The following is a 20,524-nucleotide window of genomic DNA, read 5'->3' on the forward strand; positions in this document are numbered from 1 at the left end:
GATCAAATATTTGATGATTCACATTTAGCTTTTACTCGGATCGGCTAATCTCATGATATCCCCCATTTTTTTGTAATTTTGCGCCATGACAGCAAGCATCCTTTCCCTAAGTCCACAACACTGGACTGACTATGAACTCCTAGATACTGGTGAATTTGAAAAATTAGAGCGTTTTGGTCCTTATATCATGACGAGGCCTGAACCGCAAGCCATCTGGGACAGGTCGTTACCCGTAGAAGAATGGGAAAAAAGATCTCACGCCATCTTTAGAAAGGACCCTAAAAACCCAGAAAAAGGAAGCTGGAATGTCAAAGGAAAAATGCCTCACAACTGGCAAATAGGCTATCAGAAGGATGGCATGAACCTGAAACTTAACCTGGCCATGTCGTCTTTCAAACATGTAGGCTTATTCCCTGAGCAGGCTTGTAACTGGGATTATATCTATGAGCGCATCCAAGCCATGCCTGTACAAAAACCCAAGGTCCTTAATCTCTTTGCTTATACAGGTGCTGCTTCTATCGCTGCGCGAGCTGCTGGTGCGGAAGTCACACACTTAGATGCTGTCAAGCAAGTAGTGACTTGGTCTCGCCACAACATGGAGTCTAGTGGACTAGATGGTATCCGCTGGGTAGTAGAAGACGCCATGAAATTTGTCAAAAGAGAAGCCAAAAGAGGCAATAAATACCACGGCATCATCCTAGATCCTCCTGCATACGGTAGAGGCCCTGATGGAGAAAAATGGTTGCTCGACCAGCAGATCAATGAGATGCTGAAGCTTTGCGCAGAGATATTAGAACCTGAGCATCACTTTTTCTTGCTCAATATGTACTCGCTGAGTTTTTCAGCACTGATTGCCAAAAACTTAGTGGACTGCAGCTTCAAAAACATCAACAATGCAGCATACGGTGAGTTGTTCTTAGAGGACAGTTTTGACAAAAAGCTCCCACTTGGCATATTCTATAGATTCCACAGCTAATCCAGCATGAACAACCGACAATTATTCCTACAACACCTAGCGCAGACCACAGATTTTCCTTTGATGATCGAAATAGATCATGCAGAGGGGATCTACATGTATGGACCTGAAGGCAAATCCTACATGGATTTGATCTCTGGGATTGGTGTGAGTAATGTTGGTCACAGACATCCCAAAGTCGTCCAAGCTATCAAAGATCAAGCAGATAAATATTTGCACTTGATGGTGTACGGGGAGTACGTACAATCTCCTCAGGTACAGCTGGCTAAAGCGCTCGCAGAAACGCTACCAGCCCCACTCGATACTGCTTACTTAGTCAATAGCGGCAGCGAAGCAGTAGAAGGTGCACTCAAGTTAGCCAAGCGATACACAGGCCGTACTGAACTGATCAGTTGCTTCAATGCCTATCATGGCTCCTCTCATGGATCCTTATCTGTAGGCGGTAATGAGATCTTCAAGCAAGTCTATAGACCGCTCCTTCCAGATACCAATCGTATAGTATATGGTGGCTTTGCAGATTTAGCTAAAATCACTACCAGAACAGCCGCTGTGATCGTAGAAACGGTCCAAGGAGAAGCAGGAATCATGGTCTCTTGCGCTAACTACCTGCAAGCTTTGAGAAAACGCTGCGATGAGACAGGTACTCTACTTATCCTAGATGAAATCCAAACAGGATTTGGACGTACAGGTAAGTTTTGGGGATTTGAACACTATGGCATCATGCCAGACATCCTCGTCTGTGCCAAAGGCATGGGTGGTGGCATGCCGATAGGTGCTTTCATCAGTTCTCAAAAGATGATGGCGGTATTTAAAAACAATCCTATTCTTGGACACATTACTACTTTTGGTGGACACCCAGTGTCTGCCGCAGCTTCTCTCGCTACACTCAGAGTGATTCAAGAAGAAAAGCTCGTAGAACAGGTAGCGCAAAAAGCTGAGCTTTTCAAAGCTTTACTTGTTCACCCTAAAATCAAAGGAATCAGAAACAAAGGCCTCATGATGGCTGTAGCTTTCGAATCATTTGAAGTACTCAAACCTATTATAGATCGCGCCATCGAGCTGGGAGTGATCACAGATTGGTTCCTATTCTGTGACAATGCCATGCGCATTGCTCCTCCTCTGATTATCACCGAAGAAGAAATCAAAAAAGCCTGCAAGATCATCTTACAGGCTATTGAGGAACAAGCTTAAATCAGCTTTATTCTACAGGCTCTTCTTTTCTCACTGGCTGATAAGGGATTCCCCTCACCACGATCAAAGCAGGTATTTGTGGATCATTCATTTTAGCTAATGGACGATCATAAATTGCTAGATTGGCAAGTTCATTTTCCTTGATAGGCACCTCTTCACCCACATTGATCGTGAGGTAGCCCAATTCGGAGACATTCACTAATACATGTGGCAAATCATAATCATCATCAGCTAGTCTTTCAAACGCATAACAGTATTTACCCGTCAAAGAAACCATGACATCGAAGCGATCCATCATGATCCTACTCGTAGTAGCATCCACCAAAAGATTGATTTTACCCAAAGAGTCTATCCCAATGGCAGCGTTTTGAATCACTTCTCCGTTACCTAAAAAAACTTTAGGATTCATCAGGATATATGTAGTCGAATCTTTCAGTAAAACCTCTTTAGACGCGGCTTTATCTTGTCCTGCGCATGAAAAGGACACTAAGATAAAAAGACACCAAATACTCAGTAAATACCTCATCATAAATTCTTTAGGTCTGGAATTTACGAAATTTTTTCTACAACTAAATTATGGTTGGTATAAATACAAATATCCGCAGCTATGCTCAAGCTTTCTCTGACCATCTCTTCTGCACTCAGCTCAGCCGCATGTTTTTTCAAAGCTCTTGCAGCTGCCTGCGCATACATACTTCCTGATCCGATGGTAGCGATTTGCTGATCTGGCTCTATCACATCACCTGTACCAGAGATGATCAAGATGTCTTCTTGATCCGCTACGATCATCATGGCTTCGAGCTTTGACAGCATCCTATCCATGCGCCACTCTTTCGCTAGCTCCACAGCTGCACGTTTCATATTATTACCATGAGCACCTAGTTTAGCTTCAAAGCGCTCTAAAAGTGTAAAAGCATCAGCAGTACTGCCCGCAAAGCCTGCAAGTATTTTTCCTCCTTGAAGCTTACGCACTTTGTTGACATTGCTTTTTGCAACAGTATTTCCCAATGTAGCTTGGCCATCAGCACCAAGTACTACTTGACCATTATGTTTGATAGCCACTACCGTAGTCGATCTCATTTTTTCCATGTTGTGATATATTTTAAGAACAAAAAAGTCCCGATGAATCAACGGGACTTTTGAGATATGGTTTAAAGATTATTAAATCAAAATTCTAACAGGATCTTCTAGAAGACCTTTAAGTGTCTGTAAGAAAGCAGATCCTACTGCGCCATCTACTACTCGATGATCACAAGATAGCGTCACTTTCATGATATTGCCGATTTGCATCTGACCATCTTTGACGATCACCGTCTCCTTGATACCACCTACCGCTAGGATACATGCATCTGGTGGATTGACGATGGCTGTAAACTCCTCTATACCAAACATACCTAGGTTAGAAATGGTAAAGGTATTTCCTTCCCAGTCTTTAGGCTGTAACTGTTTGTTCTTAGCTTTAGCGCCAAGTTCTTTCACCTCATTAGAGATTTGAGAAAGCGACTTACCGTCAGCAAATCTCACTACAGGCACGAGAAGTCCTTCCTCAACTGCTACTGCCACTCCGATATGGATATGGTGATTATACCTGATCTTATCTCCTAGCCAAGAAGAGTTCACCTTTGGATGCTGTCTAAGCGATGCTGCCACAGCTTTGATCACCATGTCATTGAAAGATATCTTCACTGGAGAGACTTCATTCATGCTCTTTCTAGCTTCCATCGCCTTGTCCATGTTGATTTCCATGGTCAAGTAGAAGTGTGGAGCAGTAAACTTGCTTTCTGCCAAACGCTTAGCGATAGTTTTTCTCATTTGAGAAACTGCTACCTCTTCGTAGCTTTCTTGTCCTACTGCTGCTGGGCTAGCTACACTAGAACTTGCACTTGAAGCTTGGCTGCTAGCTTTGCTTGGAGTGAAATTCTCTATGTCTTTTTTGACGATACGACCATTTTCACCTGAGCCTTTTACCTCAGCGATGTTGATTCCTTTCTCTTCTGCGAGTTTCTTTGCTAGTGGAGAGGCTTTCACACGCTCGCCATCAGTACTAGAACTTTCTTGAGAAGCTTTAGGGGTAGATGAAGCTGAAGAGCTTGATTTCTCTTCTGATTTAGGCGTTTCTTCTTTGCTCGTCTCTTCAGACTCATCAGAAGACCCTGACTCATGCGCTTCTATGAGTGCCTTGTAGTCAGCACCTTCTTGACCGATCACCGCGATGACACCGTCAATGGCTACAGACTCACCAGCTTCAGCACCTATATACAGAAGTGTACCATCTTCATAAGATTCTAGCTCCATAGTAGCCTTATCAGTCTCTACCTCAGCGAGGATATCTCCTGACTTTACTTTATCGCCTACCTTTTTGAGCCAAGAGGCGATCGTACCTTCTTGCATAGTATCGCTCATCTTAGGCATCGTGATCAAAGTAGCCTTGATGTTAGAAGTATCTTTCTTTTCAGCCTTTGGAGCTTCTTTCTTTTCTTCTTTATCTTCTTTCTTAGATGCAGAGGACTCTTTGCTGTCTTCCTTTTTGGATTCCTTAGCACCCCCACCTTTGATTTCCGCTAATATATCGTCTATGTTTTCACCCTTTTTACCGATGATCGCGATGACGTCATTGATAGGAACTGACTCCTTTTCTTTGACTCCGATATAAAGAAGGGTGCCATCCTCATAAGACTCCAATTCCATAGTAGCCTTATCCGTCTCCACCTCAGCCAAGATATCTCCCGACTTGACTTCATCACCTTCTTTTTTCAGCCATGCTGCGATTACCCCTTCTTCCATGGTATCGCTCATCTTGGGCATACGTATTACTTCCGCCATATATTTTCAATTATCGTTTTCGTGTCCAAAAATAGTTTTAATTGTAAGTTTATTCAAATAATTAATCGGTAATTTGACACTCCATTCATCAATAAAAATTAAATCAAAGCCTCATTTTGTTATGCCTTTGATCAAATCCAGTGCTTACCGACCTCCCTTCTATCTTTTTGAGGGACATAGTCAAACCATCGTCCCTGGCTTATTTAGAAATGCGCATCTGCTTGCTTTTCAGCGAGAAAGGATCAGCACACCAGATGATGATTTCCTAGACCTTGATTGGTTAACGCAAAAAAGCAAACAATTGATCATTATCTCACATGGATTAGAAGGAAATAGTCAAAGACCCTACATGACGGGCATGGCCAAAGCCTTTTATGAGCAAGGATGGGATGCGCTTTGTTGGAACTTCAGAGGTTGTAGTGGAGAGATGAACAGACAACTCCGATTTTATCATAGTGGTGCTACAGATGATTTGGATACGGTCATCAGACATGCACTGTGCAAAGGTTATGAAACTGTAGCGCTTTGCGGATTTAGTCTGGGAGGAAATCTCACCCTGAAGTATCTGGGAGAGCAAAAAGAAAATATCCCCTCACAAATCAAAGGGGCAGTAGCAATATCTGTTCCGGTACATTTGAGCAGCTCTGGCAAAAAACTTTCACAAAGAGAAAACATCGTCTATGCCAAACGCTTTCTGAAAACACTCAAAGAAAAAGTGCGCAATAAGGCCGCCATTTATCCAAAAGACTTGCCACTAGACCAACTTGATCGGATCAAGACTTTGAAGGATTTTGATGATGTCTACACTGGGCCTTTGCATGGATTTAGAGATGCCGAAGACTATTACCAGCAGTGCAGCGCTTTATATTTCTTAGAGCACATCAAAGTCAAAACGCTCTTGCTCAACGCCCTCAATGATCCATTTCTCTCTACTGCTTGCTACCCTACAGCTATCGCCCAAGATCTGAGTAACCTATACCTAGAATATCCCAAACATGGTGGACACGTAGGTTTTACGCCAGCCAGTAAAGCAAGTTTGTATTACTCTGAAAAAAGAGCAGTTGAATTTCTAACAATCCCGTCTTAACTTGAGCCATAATCCAAAATCACATGTGTGAAAGATATTCGATAACCCTATCCCAACAAGACCTAGAAGCCAGATTTCAAGCAGAAGTCTCACCCGCCTACAAGCCTAGATACAATGCGGCACCTACTCAACTGCTGCCTGTCATCACTGCCGGATCCAAAGGCTTTTCTTTTTTCTACTGGGGACTCCCTCCTATTTTTACCAAGAATAAAAACATCTCTCAAAAACTGATCAATACCAAAGCGGAAACAATTGCATTAAAAGCTTCTACCAAAAATCTAATCACACAAAAGCGCTGCATCATCCCAGCTGATGGCTATTTTCTTTGGAAAGCATTGGGTAAAAAAACTAGAGTTCCTTATCGATTTGTGGTAGAAAATGAACAGACCTTTGCCATGGCTGGGATATGGGATGAATATGAAACGATGGATGGTGAGCAGACTTACACCTTCATGCTGCTGACCGTACCAGCCAATGACCAAGTAGCAGAGTTTTCTGATCGCATGCCAGCTATCCTGAGCAAGGATGCAGAGAAAATATGGCTAGATCCTACCGCCTCTTTGGAGCAATTGGTAGCAGTGCTGAAGCCCTACCCAACACATCAAATGAGTGCCTATCCAGTATCGCCTAAGATCAATGAGCTTGAAAACGATAGTGCAAGCCTGTTGAGAAAAACACCTCCTGCTGATCAATTTGGAAACTATACACTCTTTGGCTGATGGCTAAAATCCACGTCCTTGATTTACAATTTTTAGGAGAAGAGCAAACGATCGCTGCCTTCCTCATAGAAACCAGTGCAGGACCTCTCCTCATAGAAACAGGCCCTCATAGCACCTTCGCACAACTACAAAGGCAACTGTCAATCCATGACTATCAAGTAGCAGACATCAAGCACGTACTCTTGACGCACATCCACTTAGATCATGCAGGGGCTGCTTGGGCATTTGCCAAGCAAGGTGCTCAAGTGTATGTACATCCTACAGGCTATGCACACTTAGCAGATCCTAGCAAACTCATTGATTCTGCCAGACGCATCTACCAAGACCAGATGGATACACTCTGGGGTGACATGCAAGCAATCCCAGCAGATCAATTGCGCACGGTGGAAAATGGAGAAATACTACAAATTGGAGACACTAAAATCATCGCTCATCACACTCCTGGGCATGCCATCCATCACATCGCTTGGCAGATAGAAGATACGCTCTTTACAGGAGATGTCGCAGGCGTCTGTATCGTGGGAGACGTGGTAGTACCTCCCTGTCCTCCTCCAGATATCCACATAGAGGACTGGCTTCAATCCATAGCACTGATGCGAACTATGGCACCAAAGCGACTCCTACTGACGCATTATGGCCAAGTCACGCAAGTTTCTCATCACCTCGATCAACTCACAGAGATACTGTTAGCTTGGAGAGACTGGATCAAGCCTTACTATGACGCAGCTACTCCTGCAGAAGAGATCGTACCTGCATTTCAAGACTATGTAGCCAACCACCTCATCAGCAAGGGGATTGACAAAAAAGGCCTCGTCCAATACGAGTATGCCAATCCAATCTGGATGTCCGTAGCAGGACTTTTGAGGTATTGGAAAAAACATAATCCATCCGCCTAGTTTCCAAAAATCAAGGTATTTGCTTTTCAAACTTAGCTTTTGAGCCAAGAACTTTTTCTTGGTTTCCCTGTTTTGACTATCTTGCAAGTCTCGGAAAATAAGACCCCATGAAGCAAAGTAAAATAATAGGATTGGGACACTATGTCCCTCAAAATGTAGTCACTAATGACGACCTATCTAAAATCATAGACACCAATAATGAGTGGATCGTAGAGCGTACAGGTATCCACGAACGCAGATGGTTTGAGCCAGGAGTAGATACCAATGCCAATATGGGTACCAAAGCTGCTCAAATGGCGATCGAAAGAGCGGGTATCGATGTCAAAGAAATTGATTTCATCGTATTTGCGACCATCACACCTGACTACTTCTTCCCAGGATCTGGCGTACTCATGCAGCGCGAGCTTGGTCTTCAAGGCATCGGTGCCTTAGATATCCGCAATGCTTGTAGTGGATTCATCTATGCGCTGTCTATAGCCGATCAGTTTATCAAAACAAGCATGTACAAGACCATTTTGGTCGTTGGGGCGGAGATCCAATCTTCTGCTTTGGACAAGTCAGATGCAGGCCGCTCTAGTTCAGTGATCTTTGCAGATGGCGCAGGTGCAGCCGTCCTACAAGCTACGGATGCGCAGTCTGGCATCCTATCTACTCACCTACATGCAGATGGAGATTTTGCAGAGGAGCTTTATGTCAAAGACCCTGGCAGCAGCCGTACGGTGAGACTTTCTCCTGAACTGATCGAAAGCGGCTCTTTCAACTTGCACATGAATGGCAATGCCGTATTCAAACATGCCGTAGTCCGATTCCAAGAAGTCATCATGGAAGCTTTGGCACACAACAAACTGGACAAATCAGACATTGATTTGCTCATACCACACCAAGCTAACTTGAGAATCAGCAGTTTCATCCAGCAGCAGCTAACCTTGCCTGATGAAAAGGTATTCAATAATATCATGCACTATGGCAATACCACTGCCGCCTCCATCCCTATCGCGATGAGTGAAGCTTGGGGCAAAGGCCTGATCAAAGAGGGCGACCTCATTTGTCTCGCTGCCTTCGGAAGTGGATTTACTTGGGCATCCGCACTAATCCGATGGTAATCATTCGCAAAAGAGACTGAGAGGTCTCTTTTCTTTTTAAATCCTAGCCTATGTTTGACCCTGCCTCCCTAGCCATCCTCAGCGATCGAGAAACCCTGCTCAAGCAGTCTGCCCTGAAGCAAACGCTCATTCATGCACTGCATCAGCTGGCAGACAGCTACGAAGCACGCTGGAAATCGCTGCATCTACCCTCCAAACACCGCAAAGTAACGCATGGGGAAAACCTACAGGGTCTCCCTTGGCACTTGTTAGACTTTCCAGCACAAATTTCTAAAGAAAGCATCCTGACCATGCGCACATTAATCTGGTGGGGAAAATCAGTCAACAGCTATTTTCTGCTGAGTGGAAAAGCACTAGCAACTCATCAACAGCTTTATGAAAGATTAGACCCTTTATGCGATCGAGACTATGCACTATTCTTGCAAAAAGACCCCTGGACACATGACTTTGACCATCCAGAAACGAAAGTTCTGTTATCGGATAACAGCGTGAATCCACACCCATTTTTTAAAATAGGCAAAAGCATACCTTTTGACACCAAGAAAGACATTCAAAATCAATTACTTGAACATTTTGAAGACTACATCTCTTTATTAACTAAATAGCCATTTATTTGAATAATTTAGAGATCGATTCAACAAAGGTGTTATTTTTACGTAATAAGGGAAGATGTAGCGGGTAATTCCTGTTGCAGTTCAACCTATTAAAAACAAGCGCTTCTACAGACAGCTATGAAATATATTTTTGGATTAATCTGCCTTTTTTTCGTGTCTACCGGCTATGGTCAAGGCAATGATCTCGTGACACTCTACAATGCAGACAGCACGATCATCACCACAGGAGTAGTAGATCAGAATAAGCTCCGCCAGGGACTTTGGAGATTTTATAATAATAACAACCAAATCATCCAAGAAGGCTACTACAAAGACAGCAAAAAAGTCGGCAACTGGGTATCTTACAATCCACGCACAGGCCTCAAAACCTACGAGCTACAGTACGTCAATGACAAACCCAATGGACTTTATCAGCAATATGACGAAATGGGTAACTTGTCCATCAAAGTCGTCATGAAAGACAGCAGTTTGGTGGGTAAGTATGAAGAGTTTCATCCCAATAAAAAGCCAAAAGTAACGGGTCAGTATGAAAATGGGAAGAAAACGGGTGAATGGCGTTCCTACTATCCTACAGGCAACTTAATGCTACAGCTCGAGTTCAAAGAAGATAAACTCAACGGTAAATACCGTGAATTTGATCCCTATGGCACACTACTCACCAGTGCCACTTATGTAGATGACAAGCTGGATGGGCCTTGGAAGCAGTATTTTGACTTTGGCTCGATCAAAGAAGAAGGAACCTACAAAAACGGGGATAAAGTAGGTGAATGGACCGAGTACTTTGAGTCAGGAAAGAAATTTTCTACCAAAACCTACAAAGAAGGTAAGCCTGATGGCAACTGGATCTACTACTATGAAATCAACGGCCGTACAGCTCGCACAGAGCAGTATGATAGTGGGACGCCTATAGGAGTCTGGGAAGAATTTCACAGCAATAGAAGGCTCTCTAAACGCATGATCTTCAAACTAGGTCTTCCAGACAGTACCTATGTAGAATACTACGCCAATGGCAATCTATCAGTAGAAGGCCAGTACAGTAATGGCATGAAAACAGGCACTTGGAAGAGCTTTTTCCAAGAAGGCACCCTCTACTCTATTGGTGAGTATGTGCTCGACCAAAAGACTGGCCTATGGAAATACTTCAATCCTAGAGCTGTACTAATCGCTGAGGGTAACTATAAACTCGATGAGGAAAGCGGACAGTGGTTCAACTACTATGACGAAGGTCAACTCAAATCTGTAGGAAGCTTCATCATGGGCAAAGAAGATGGTCTATGGGGACTTTTTCATAACAATGGTAACCTGATGCAAGAAGAAACTTGGAGAGATGGTAAACTCTGGAATGTCTCTAAGTTTTATAGCTTCAATGGCAAAGACTCCCTCAATGCCGGCACTCTCAGAAATGGCAATGGCGTGCGCATCACCTATTTCCCAAACAATGAGAAAGAATCTGAAGGCACCTACCAAGATGGAGAAGCCACTGGCGTCTGGAAATACTACCATGACAATGGCAACATGGCCTCAGAAGGTCGCCTAGTCAATGGCCTCAAAGTCGGTCAATGGAAGTTTTACAACAGAAGCGGCAGACTCATGGAAGTGATCGAGTATGAAAATGGCGAAGTCAAAAATCCGCCTATTCAGCAGCAACAGCAAATGATGAGACCTGATCCATACGATGATTTCTTTTTTTAAGAAACCCTAACAATATCAGCTCCAAGTGGTTATTAAGAAAAGAGAAGATTATGTTTGGACTATTTAAGAAGAAAAGTAAAAAGGATAAACTGCAAGAGCAATACGCTAAGCTAATGGAAGAAGCTCATAAGCTCTCCCACAGCGACCGCAAGGCAGCCGACCACAAAATGGCAGATGCAGAAGCCATCGCCAAGGAAATAGAAGCCCTGAAAGACTAATCTTTCAGGGTTTTCCTTTTTTATTCCTTTCCTCCTTTTAATTCCCTATTTTCAATGTCTAAACCATAGCAACATGAAAAAAGTAACTGGAATAGGAGGCGTATTTTTCAAATGTGAAGACCGCGAAAAGATGCGCGCTTGGTATGCAGAGCACCTAGGCATCCACTCTGAAGAATGGGGTGGCGTATTTGAGTGGCGCGACAAGACCAATCCCGACATAGAAGGCTACACCGCATGGAGTCCTTTCAAGCAAGAGACACGCTACTTTGACCCTAGCAAACAAGACTTCATGATCAACTACCGTGTGGATGACCTAGAAGCACTCGCAGCTGAGCTCAAAAAGGCTGGCATCGAGGAAGTAGGCGAAAGAGAATACAGCGACTTTGGCAAGTTCACTTGGATCATGGATCCAGAAGGCCGCAAGATCGAACTCTGGGAACCACCCAAAGGCCCCAATAAAATCTAAATCCGCACAACAGCCGCTCCCCGTAAATCGTATAGGAGGTATAACCCAAATCAAAACAAGAAGATCATCATGGACTTAAACATCACACTCAAACTAGACGAAGACCTCATCGAAAAACTCAAAGCCTACGCCCAAGAGAAAAACATGAGCATCTCCCTCCTGCTAGAGTCTTATGCCAAACAAATAGCCGAGTGGCCAGACTACATGCGCTACCTCTCCTCTAAGATGGAGCTCCCACTCGACTTTGACGCCAGAGAAGTCTACCGCTACCTACTCAATAAGCAGTACACAGCAAGTGATGACTAAAGCATCCTACAGCACATAATATCATCTTCAAACAAATTATACCATAGGCTCCCTCCGAGCCTACTTTTTTGCCTTCAGCCATAGCAAGTAGCAAATAACCTTCCGCACAAAATTTCATGCTTACACTAAAAAATAGCAGATACATTTGATCGAGTATAAAAAAACAGTAGTTTTAATAAGCCTGATAGAAAAGATGAAAAAATAAGGCTTAGCCATCCTACATTAGATGGCTAAGCCTTATGATTATCAGGGTTATATGGAAGTTACCACCAATGCTAAAATGACAGACGACATAGTAAGACAATGACTAAAAATGGACTTGACATACAGACCATATCGACCAAGCGGAAAGACTTTCAAGCTGACCGCGTTTTGCTATTGGAACAGGTGACAGAAAAGAAAGAGAAAGCCAACCCTTCGCATTTTTTAAAATTTCTTTTGGCCAGCCGCACATTGGCACATTTGGTTTTGCCCCAACGCACAATTCCGACCCTTCTGCAAAACCAAAAGAGCCAATTTTCTGCCCACCCCCAAAAAGCAGTTGTAGTATGAATCAAAAGGACGTTTGGAAGAAGTATATCACTGCACAATCCAAAATCTTAGAACATAAATCTAGACCGATTGGAATTGACACGACAAAATCCGTTCAACTTAACGGTTTGAAACTACATTTGTCAATAGACCAAGAAATCTTCAAACAAGTATTCAAGAAAGAAGTAGAGCAGATTTTCAATATTCAAAATTTTGATTTTGAAAACGGGTATATTCAGACAAGCGTTGCAAACACAACAAACATAACATCTGAACGACTTAGCAAGCTGAAAGAACTTGCTGAAATCTGTTACATTGACTTTAATGAAAATCCCGTAATTGAAGGAACAATTACAGGACAAGAAAACAGCAGCAAAGAAGAACTAAAAAATATAATTGGAGAACTTCCAACTAGCTACCATTTTAAAAATTCGGGATTGATATTTTTAACTTTAGACGAATGGAATCGGTCTAGTCAAATTCAGGGTCTAAAATTTAATAAAAAAGTAGGAGCAGTTTTTTCAATAAAACCTTCGCTTTCATTTCTTATTTCAACGTTTTACAGAAACATTGAAATCGCTCAACAAGGAAACAGAATAATTGTTGAAGGAGAATTGCACCAAAATGTTTATGAGGTTTTTGAGAAACATTTCGGGTTAGCCAAACGTGGAAACGAGCTGATTTTTACCTTCGAAAACAAAGATATTTTAAAAAGGAAAATTGATGAATTAGAAATCAAGGGAATTACACTTCCGCAACCAAAGGAGAATTGCCTACACTTTAACTATGACGGCAAGTTTTATGAACAACACGAATCTGATTTGAATTTTGAGACTTTTCGACTAAAGAGGGTGCTCAAAAAATATTTTCCTGACAATCCATTTGATATTAACTACAAAACTGAATATTCCTTTGATTTTAGAAAACTTGATAAAGGAATTGATGAGCTTGAAAGAAACGAAGATGTATTTTGGAATAGATTATTTTCTGAAATACACGGAGACGAATTTCAAGTAAGCCAAATACACAGAACAATTTCATTTGACTTTGAAACTGAATCAGAATTAATTGATAAACTTAATCATATTAAATCATTCTCATTCTTTGAAATATACGACAGAGGTGACACTCATAAATACAAATTCAACATCAAGTTTGAAACAGGATTGCACGAATTACAGAGTAATTTGAAAAAAGAACTTCCTAATCTGAATACAAAACTTATTGCAAATGGAGAGAAACTCATATTCCGTCAATTCTACCAAACAGAAAATAAAACGGAAATTCTTGCAAGATTGAACAACCAATTAAATGACTTTGTTGATTCCGAAAGTTTCGATTGCACAATAAACGACACGTTTCAAGAGAAATATCTTTGTGAGGAAAACTTTGAATTGAAAGTTGAGCAAGAAGAAGAAAAACTTTCAAAACTCTTACGAGAAGAATTTTATTTCGGAAATCCTCAAAAGGAAAAATTCTATTTAGGTAAATTACAAAAAGTTGATTATCCTGATTTGTATTTTGTAGTTGATGAAGAAAGGATTGAAGAAGTAAAAGAGAACATTTCGGAAGAAACTGTAAAAGCCATTTTCCCAGATTTAAAAGGTGAAAAGGACAAAATAAAACGTTTAGAAGATACTGTTCTTAAACTTGATGATGAAAAAACGAAGTTGCCAAATGACAACGCAAAAGTTTTTTTATACGATTCTTCAAAAGCCAAAGTCATTGAAAATATCGACTATTTGCTAAGTAAAACGAGTAATGAATGGCAAGACTTTGAAAACAATCTTTTTTCTCAATCATTAAATGAATCGCAACGGCAAGCCATTTACAAATCGCTTTACGCAGATGAATTAGCTCTAATTCAAGGACCACCAGGAACAGGCAAATCAACTGCAATCGCTGAAATAATTTGGCAACACATCAGAAAAGAGCCAAAACAAAAAATTCTTCTGACTTCTGAAACCAATCTTGCTGTTGATAATGCCATTGACCGATTGAAGAATGGACAAAACAATGTTGTAAAGCCAATTCGGTTTGGCAATACTGATAACTTAGAATCGGAAGGATATTTTTATTCGCTTGAAGCAATTGAAAATTGGCAAAAGAGCAATTCCAATGAAAACAACACCGTTTCGCAATGGGTAAACAACATTGCAGACCGAGTTAAATTCCAAAATGATGAACTAATTGATTCTGCATTAGATAAATGGAAAAATCATTTGCAAAAGCCTAACACTCAAACCAAAAAACTTTTTGCAGAGAAATACTTGGAGTATGTGAATTTGATTGGTGCAACAGGAAGTTCAATAGGAAAACTGAATTCTGAAAATAAATGGACTTCGTTTTTCCGTTCATACTTGAATGTTTTCAACCGGAAAAGCTATCAGGAAAACGATTATAAAAGTTGTAACCGAACAAACATAAATTTTGACACCGTAATTATGGATGAAGCAAGTAAAGCGACACCACCCGAACTTGCTTTGCCTGTTTTGTTTGGAAAAAAGTCAATTATCGTAGGCGACCACAGACAATTACCGCCAATGATTGACGGAGAAGAAATCAAAGATTTACTTGTTTCCATTGGCGAAAAAGCATTGGCCAAAACACTATCACATAAAGAATTTGAAATTTCGCAGTTTGAAAGGTTATTTAAAGATATTGATGATAGCATAAAAGGAACTTTTGACACACAATACCGAATGCACCCAGCAATCAACGAAGCTATCTCACAATTTTACAAAGATGACGGTGGTTTGAAGTGCGGTTTGCCATTAGAAGAAACTTATCACAATTCATTTGACAAATGGGATTCAAGGTATCACGGCTTACAATACAAAAATATCTTGACACCCGAAACACATACCATTTGGGTAAATGTAACTACACCCGAAATTCAAGAAGGAACATCAAGAGTTAATTTCGGAGAAATTGAAGCGATTGACAACATTTTGAATGTTCTCAAAAACAGCAGTGGGAAAAATGAATTTGACCAATGGCTTTCCAACAAAAGTTTGGAAGAGAAACAAATCGGATTGATTAGTTTTTACGGAAAGCAAATTCACTACATCAATAAAATGCTCAAAGAAAAACATAGTGAAGTTCCAATTCGCTTAAGCACGGTTGATAGATTTCAAGGAATGGAAAGGAACATCATCATTGTTTCAATGGTGCGTAGCAACAAATTGGCATCTTTTCAAGGTCAACAACCAGATGAAATTTATGGCGAATTAGGCTATCCATTGCAAGAAAGCTTAGGTTTTGCGGAATCGCCTAACCGTTTGAATGTTGCTTTATCAAGAGCAAGACGATTACTTATTGTTGTTGGGAATAGTGAACATTTTTGCAGAAAAGATATATACAAAAACGTTTTTGAAACCATACAACAGAACGGAAAAATAATTAGTGCAGAAGAATTACAAAACGCAGTTGAACAAAATGGATAGCACTAAAGAAACATACGCAACATTTTCGTTTGAGTGGACTATAAAATCCACTTCTTGCCAAATTCAATATAGAAAAGCATTTAATATCAATGAAATTGATGAAATCATCTGTTCAATCATCAATGCAAAAGGAAATGAAATAAAATTTCCAGAATTAGGAATTTTGTTAGGTTTCAACTTACAAGATTTGGCTGAAATAGATATTTTTAAAATCTATCTGAAAGGACTAACCGAATACAATCTTATTGCAGTAAGTGAAAAGGAACAGAAAATTCAATTAACAAAGTTTGGTCAAGAAGCTATACATAGTAAACTCAAATACAAATACTACTTTGCCACAACTGAATTATTTCTAAATCAAACCGCCACAGGCGAATATTTTGATTTTTCTTTCAAAAATGTTTTTGACATAGAAAATCATTTAACTCACGGAAGAGAGTATAAAGAACAGACACTTGAAAATCCTGAATTAAAGCAAAAACTTCAATTCCAACTTTTCGGGAACGATATTTACAAAGGCGAGATAGTTGAACTTTACGAAAGCCAATCAAGAATAAGTTACAAAACCATTTCCCTACAATGCGAAATTACTGGATTTTATAATTCGTTAGAACTTTCAATTTTTAAATCAGGTTCAAACAAACCCGAAATTCAATTTTTAATTGGACTACCCGAAAATGCAGAATTTAAAAGCAAGTTGCTACGACAAGGAATGTATCATCACATTCTTTCAGCGAAAGCTTTAATTACCAAACAAGACATTGAAACATATATTGACTTATGGAATTGGAAAGAACTTGCAGGTAATCAAAAACTTGATTGGAATGACAACACTATTTTTGAATTGTTTCGTGAAAATGGAGACGGTGGAATTTGGAGCATTATTTCTGAAAAAGCACCAATTGAAAGTATTAAATCCGTAATTGAGAAATACGATGATTATTGGAATTGGACAACGCTTACAGAAAGATTTGATGATGAATTTATAAAAAAACAAATTGAAACCTTTGATTGGGATTTTGAAGAACTTTCATATAAAGAAATCGAACTTGTAACGTCCTTACTTTCAGATTTAAACCTAAAAGAAAAAGGTTGGGATTGGAACTATTTGTCAAAAAATCTTCCTGACAAATTTATTGAAGACCATATTGAAGATTTTCCTTGGGATTTTTATGTTATTACGGAAAGTAAAAATGAGGTTTTCAAAAATACCTTTATCAAATACCGGAACAAACTTGAAACGCTAATTTCAAAAAATTGGAATTGGAAATTAATTTCAGAAGAAATCAATCTCAATTTTCTACATAAAAACATTTCGGGACTTACGAGTAAATTGAATTGGCACACGGTTTTAAATCGTTTTTTCATCAATGAAGAATTAACAGCAAAATGTTTGAATGATGAGTCATTTAAAACACTTTTAAAGTTGCATTTGCCCGAAAATTTTGTTGTTGCTCATCAAAAGTATCTTTGGACACCAGACCTTATAGATTTTTTTGAAAATCAAAATTTGATTCAATGGGAAACTCAAAAATACATTAACGGATTTGACACAAATGAAAACGTTGAATGGAGCAAACCTATTTTTCAGAAGTATCACAATCGTATCACTACAGAAAATGGTTTTTTGAATGTAAGCCAACAAATTTCTGATTACAGTTTGATTGGCGCCTTTCCGGACTTCGCTTGGAATTGGGAAGGAATTTCACAAAATAAGAAACTGATTAGCAACGCTACATTTATTGAAAAAGCTTTTCTTGGAGAATTTTCATATTCAAACAATTTGCTTTGGAATGAAATTCTATCGCAATCATCTTTTAATGTTTCGTTTTGGAATAAAAACTTAGATGCTTTTTACAAGGCAACAGAAAGCGAAAAACAAAATCAATTTTGGAGTTTGTTAACCAAAAAACAAAATGCTGATTTTGAATTCATTTTTGAAAACAAGGAGTTTCCTTGGGATTGGAGTTTCATTACAGAAAACAGTTCGATAGAAACAATTCTTGATAGTTTTGAAGATGATGAACTATTTGATAAATGGGATTGGGAAATAGCAACCCGAAAAATTAACAAGGACACTATTCTCGAACTATTAGAAGATATTGCACAATACGTTGATTGGAAGTATCTGATAAACGATGTTTTTACAATAGAGAACGAGCTTGCAATAGATAAACAACTTCCAAAAATTGCAGCTTGCTTGACTGTTGTAGAATCGGAGAAACGTAAAGAGTATTGGAAAGACATAACTTGCAAAATTCCCTTTGAAACCTTATTCCCTATTGTTCAGGCAACAATTCAGTTAGATGTTTTTGAATGGGATTGGGATTTTATTTCCAATCATAAACTTTTTCCAACCGACATTAGAACACTTAATCAATTCAGAGAAAAAATAAATTGGAAGATTTTTACTGAAAGCTATGCCATTAAACAAAAATTTAGCCCTGATAGTTGGGATAGTGGCAAACAATGGTTCAGTAATATAGACCGCTATTTACAACAATTTGAAGATTATTGGAATTGGCAGGTTTTATCTAAAAACGGAAGTATTAATTACAACAGGCTTTTATTACAGAAATACAAAACTGAAAATTGGGATTGGGATTACTTAACCGAATTTGGAGGTTTTCTAACTAAACAGAAAAGAGATAAAGAGAACGAAAATTATTTAGAACAACTTGTCAAGCAATTTCCAGAAATCAAATTTGATATTCTTTCCAAACGGAAGGACATAAAAATTGATAGCAGTTTAATTCTTTCAAACAAAGACAAAAATTGGGATTGGCAAGTTTTATCAGAAAATGAAAAAGCAGAAATCTCTAACGAACTTATTCTTGAATTAAAAGACAAGAATTGGGATTGGCAAGCGCTTTCAAAACGTAGAAATATTGAGTTCAGCAATGAAACGCTTTTACAACTTTTAGACAAAGATTGGGATTGGAATTACTTATCCGAAAACACAAATCTTGTATTTACTGGTGAATTCATTGAGAAAACAAAAGCAAAATCTTGGAACTGGAAATTAGTCTCAAGACATAAGTCATTTTCACCGTCAGTCGAAATTCTAACGCTAACCAAAGATTATGATTTAGATTGGGAATACATATCTAAACATCCTAATCTAAATCCGACTAAAGAAATAATTGCCAAATTTGAAAACAAATGGCATTGGGAAAGTATTACAGAAAATCCGCAAATCAATTTTGACGATGTTGATTTTCTTGAACGATTTGCCGACAAATGGAATTGGCGTTTTATATGTGAATCGGGAAAACTTGCATTGAATAACCAGATTCTAAACAAGTTCAAAGCACATTTAGAATGGAATTTGATTTCATCAAACACAAATTTGCAATTCACAAAAGAAATAATTCAAGAGTTCAAACAGTTTTGGAATTGGTCAAATCTAAAAGCAAACAAAAGAGTTGAAGAGCTTTTAGGTAGCTATGTTACAGAAGAAATTAACAAAAATGCAACTTTAAATTTCATTGATAAAATTGAACAACAATGGTCTGAATGGAAAGGAAGTATTTATCACTTTTCACATATTGACAATGCTGTTGAAATAATTAAAAACAGAAAAATACAAAGCAGAAATAAGGCGAACATAAAAGGTGATGCCGCAGGAAATGTTGTTCATCGTAGAGGCGATGCTCATAATTATGCACGCTTTTATTTTAGACCACAAACACCAACACAGTTTTACAATGAGTTTTTAGGCAAAAACACAACAGATGGATATGAAACTCACGGTAATTGGGTTTCCTGGTATGACAAAGCTAGAGGTCTAGGATTTCCAAAATGTCCAATTCCAATATTTTTTAGGTTTTCAATCAAGGAGGTTTTATTTATATACGATAAGAAATGTTGTGTAAGCAATGGAAATATGCAAGCGGATTCTACTCAATTCAATTCCATTGAAAAAATGATAGATAAATTCAATTTTGATTTTTTGTATTCAAATATGAGTTACGACAAAGAGCACAATAGAAAGTATATGAATTACTCACAACAGGAATTTTTGGTTCAAGATGAACTTTCATTTAATGATTTATTCGACTTTGAAATTGTTTGTCCTTCGCAAGCAGACAGAACACTACTCATAAATTTGTTAGGAAATGAGCATAAAGACATTTTTTCAAAAATCGTTGTAGATAGAAGTTATTACAACAATGAAAATCCAAGAGTAAGAATTGAAGAAGAAGATTCTGAATTGCACATTTCTACTAATTTTAACGGAGAAGGTTATTTTGTTCTGAACGGAGCGTCCGATATAAAAGAAATGGAGATTCTTGTTGGTGATGTTACCAAAACAAGCAAAGACAAAATCATCTTTAAGTCAAACATTTCTCTTGGTAACGTAAAACAAAACATACAATTGAATTTTATAGATGAATCAAACAGAAGTTGGTTCGTATATGCGAAATGATAAGTTTTATCTTTGTGAATTATACAG

16 protein-coding genes are annotated in these 20,524 nt (G+C 39.0%); 13 read left to right on the top strand and 3 right to left on the bottom strand.

Annotated features, from left to right (window positions below; all coding sequences use genetic code 11):
* Positions 1-85 precede the first annotated feature (85 nt).
* The gene (locus tag I5349_RS03910) at positions 86-976 is read left to right on the top strand and encodes a class I SAM-dependent methyltransferase (protein ID WP_226389420.1); all 891 of its coding nucleotides are present in this window, start codon (positions 86-88) and stop codon (positions 974-976) included.
* 6 nt (positions 977-982) lie between these two features.
* Positions 983-2,167, top strand: coding sequence for an aspartate aminotransferase family protein (locus tag I5349_RS03915; RefSeq protein ID WP_226389421.1), 1,185 nt, complete (start codon positions 983-985; stop codon positions 2,165-2,167).
* Between the two features lie 7 nt (positions 2,168-2,174).
* On the opposite strand, the gene I5349_RS03920 is transcribed toward I5349_RS03915, so the two are convergent.
* The 3 genes from I5349_RS03920 to I5349_RS03930 all read right to left on the bottom strand — a co-directional run bounded on the left by I5349_RS03920 (position 2,175) and on the right by I5349_RS03930 (position 4,990).
* A complete protein-coding gene (locus tag I5349_RS03920) occupies positions 2,175-2,696 on the bottom strand; it encodes a hypothetical protein (protein ID WP_226389422.1) in 522 nt (173 codons plus the stop codon).
* Between the two features lie 20 nt (positions 2,697-2,716).
* Positions 2,717-3,256, bottom strand: coding sequence for an ATP-dependent protease subunit HslV (gene hslV / locus I5349_RS03925; RefSeq protein ID WP_226389423.1), 540 nt, complete (start codon positions 3,254-3,256; stop codon positions 2,717-2,719).
* Positions 3,257-3,328: 72 nt separating this feature from the next.
* Positions 3,329-4,990, bottom strand: a complete 1,662-nt coding sequence (locus I5349_RS03930; RefSeq protein ID WP_226389424.1) for a pyruvate dehydrogenase complex dihydrolipoamide acetyltransferase — start codon at positions 4,988-4,990, stop codon at positions 3,329-3,331.
* Between the two features lie 121 nt (positions 4,991-5,111).
* On the opposite strand from I5349_RS03930, the gene I5349_RS03935 reads away from it, so the two are divergent.
* From I5349_RS03935 to I5349_RS03985, 11 genes are all read left to right on the top strand, one after another.
* Entirely contained in the window at positions 5,112-6,077 is a 966-nt protein-coding gene (locus I5349_RS03935; RefSeq protein WP_226389425.1) for a YheT family hydrolase, read from the top strand.
* 23 nt (positions 6,078-6,100) lie between these two features.
* On the top strand, positions 6,101-6,796 hold the full coding sequence (locus tag I5349_RS03940) for an SOS response-associated peptidase (RefSeq protein ID WP_226389426.1): 696 nt from the start codon (positions 6,101-6,103) through the stop codon (positions 6,794-6,796).
* Positions 6,796-7,692, top strand: coding sequence for an MBL fold metallo-hydrolase (locus I5349_RS03945; RefSeq protein ID WP_226389427.1), 897 nt, complete (start codon positions 6,796-6,798; stop codon positions 7,690-7,692). The genes I5349_RS03940 and I5349_RS03945 overlap by 1 nt, the downstream gene beginning before the upstream one ends.
* Positions 7,693-7,799: 107 nt before the next feature.
* Positions 7,800-8,795 (top strand): 3-oxoacyl-ACP synthase III family protein, encoded by a 996-nt coding sequence (locus I5349_RS03950; RefSeq protein WP_226389428.1) that lies wholly within the window; start codon positions 7,800-7,802, stop codon positions 8,793-8,795.
* Between the two features lie 50 nt (positions 8,796-8,845).
* A complete protein-coding gene (locus tag I5349_RS03955; protein WP_226389429.1) occupies positions 8,846-9,400 on the top strand; it encodes a hypothetical protein in 555 nt (184 codons plus the stop codon).
* Between the two features lie 162 nt (positions 9,401-9,562).
* On the top strand, positions 9,563-11,101 hold the full coding sequence (locus I5349_RS03960; protein ID WP_226389430.1) for a toxin-antitoxin system YwqK family antitoxin: 1,539 nt from the start codon (positions 9,563-9,565) through the stop codon (positions 11,099-11,101).
* A gap of 50 nt (positions 11,102-11,151) precedes the next feature.
* Positions 11,152-11,319 (top strand): Lacal_2735 family protein, encoded by a 168-nt coding sequence (locus I5349_RS03965; protein WP_226389431.1) that lies wholly within the window; start codon positions 11,152-11,154, stop codon positions 11,317-11,319.
* A gap of 73 nt (positions 11,320-11,392) precedes the next feature.
* The gene (locus tag I5349_RS03970; RefSeq protein WP_226389432.1) at positions 11,393-11,785 is read left to right on the top strand and encodes a VOC family protein; all 393 of its coding nucleotides are present in this window, start codon (positions 11,393-11,395) and stop codon (positions 11,783-11,785) included.
* A 69-nt stretch (positions 11,786-11,854) separates the two neighbouring features.
* Positions 11,855-12,091, top strand: a complete 237-nt coding sequence (locus I5349_RS03975) for a DUF6364 family protein (RefSeq protein ID WP_226389433.1) — start codon at positions 11,855-11,857, stop codon at positions 12,089-12,091.
* A 548-nt stretch (positions 12,092-12,639) separates the two neighbouring features.
* A complete protein-coding gene (locus tag I5349_RS03980) occupies positions 12,640-16,068 on the top strand; it encodes a DEAD/DEAH box helicase (protein ID WP_226389434.1) in 3,429 nt (1,142 codons plus the stop codon).
* A complete protein-coding gene (locus I5349_RS03985; RefSeq protein WP_226389435.1) occupies positions 16,061-20,497 on the top strand; it encodes a DarT ssDNA thymidine ADP-ribosyltransferase family protein in 4,437 nt (1,478 codons plus the stop codon). The genes I5349_RS03980 and I5349_RS03985 overlap by 8 nt, the downstream gene beginning before the upstream one ends.
* Positions 20,498-20,524 lie beyond the last annotated feature (27 nt).

It is taken from the genome of Penaeicola halotolerans, assembly GCF_016464625.1.
Lineage (GTDB): Bacteria > Bacteroidota > Bacteroidia > Cytophagales > Cyclobacteriaceae > Penaeicola > Penaeicola halotolerans.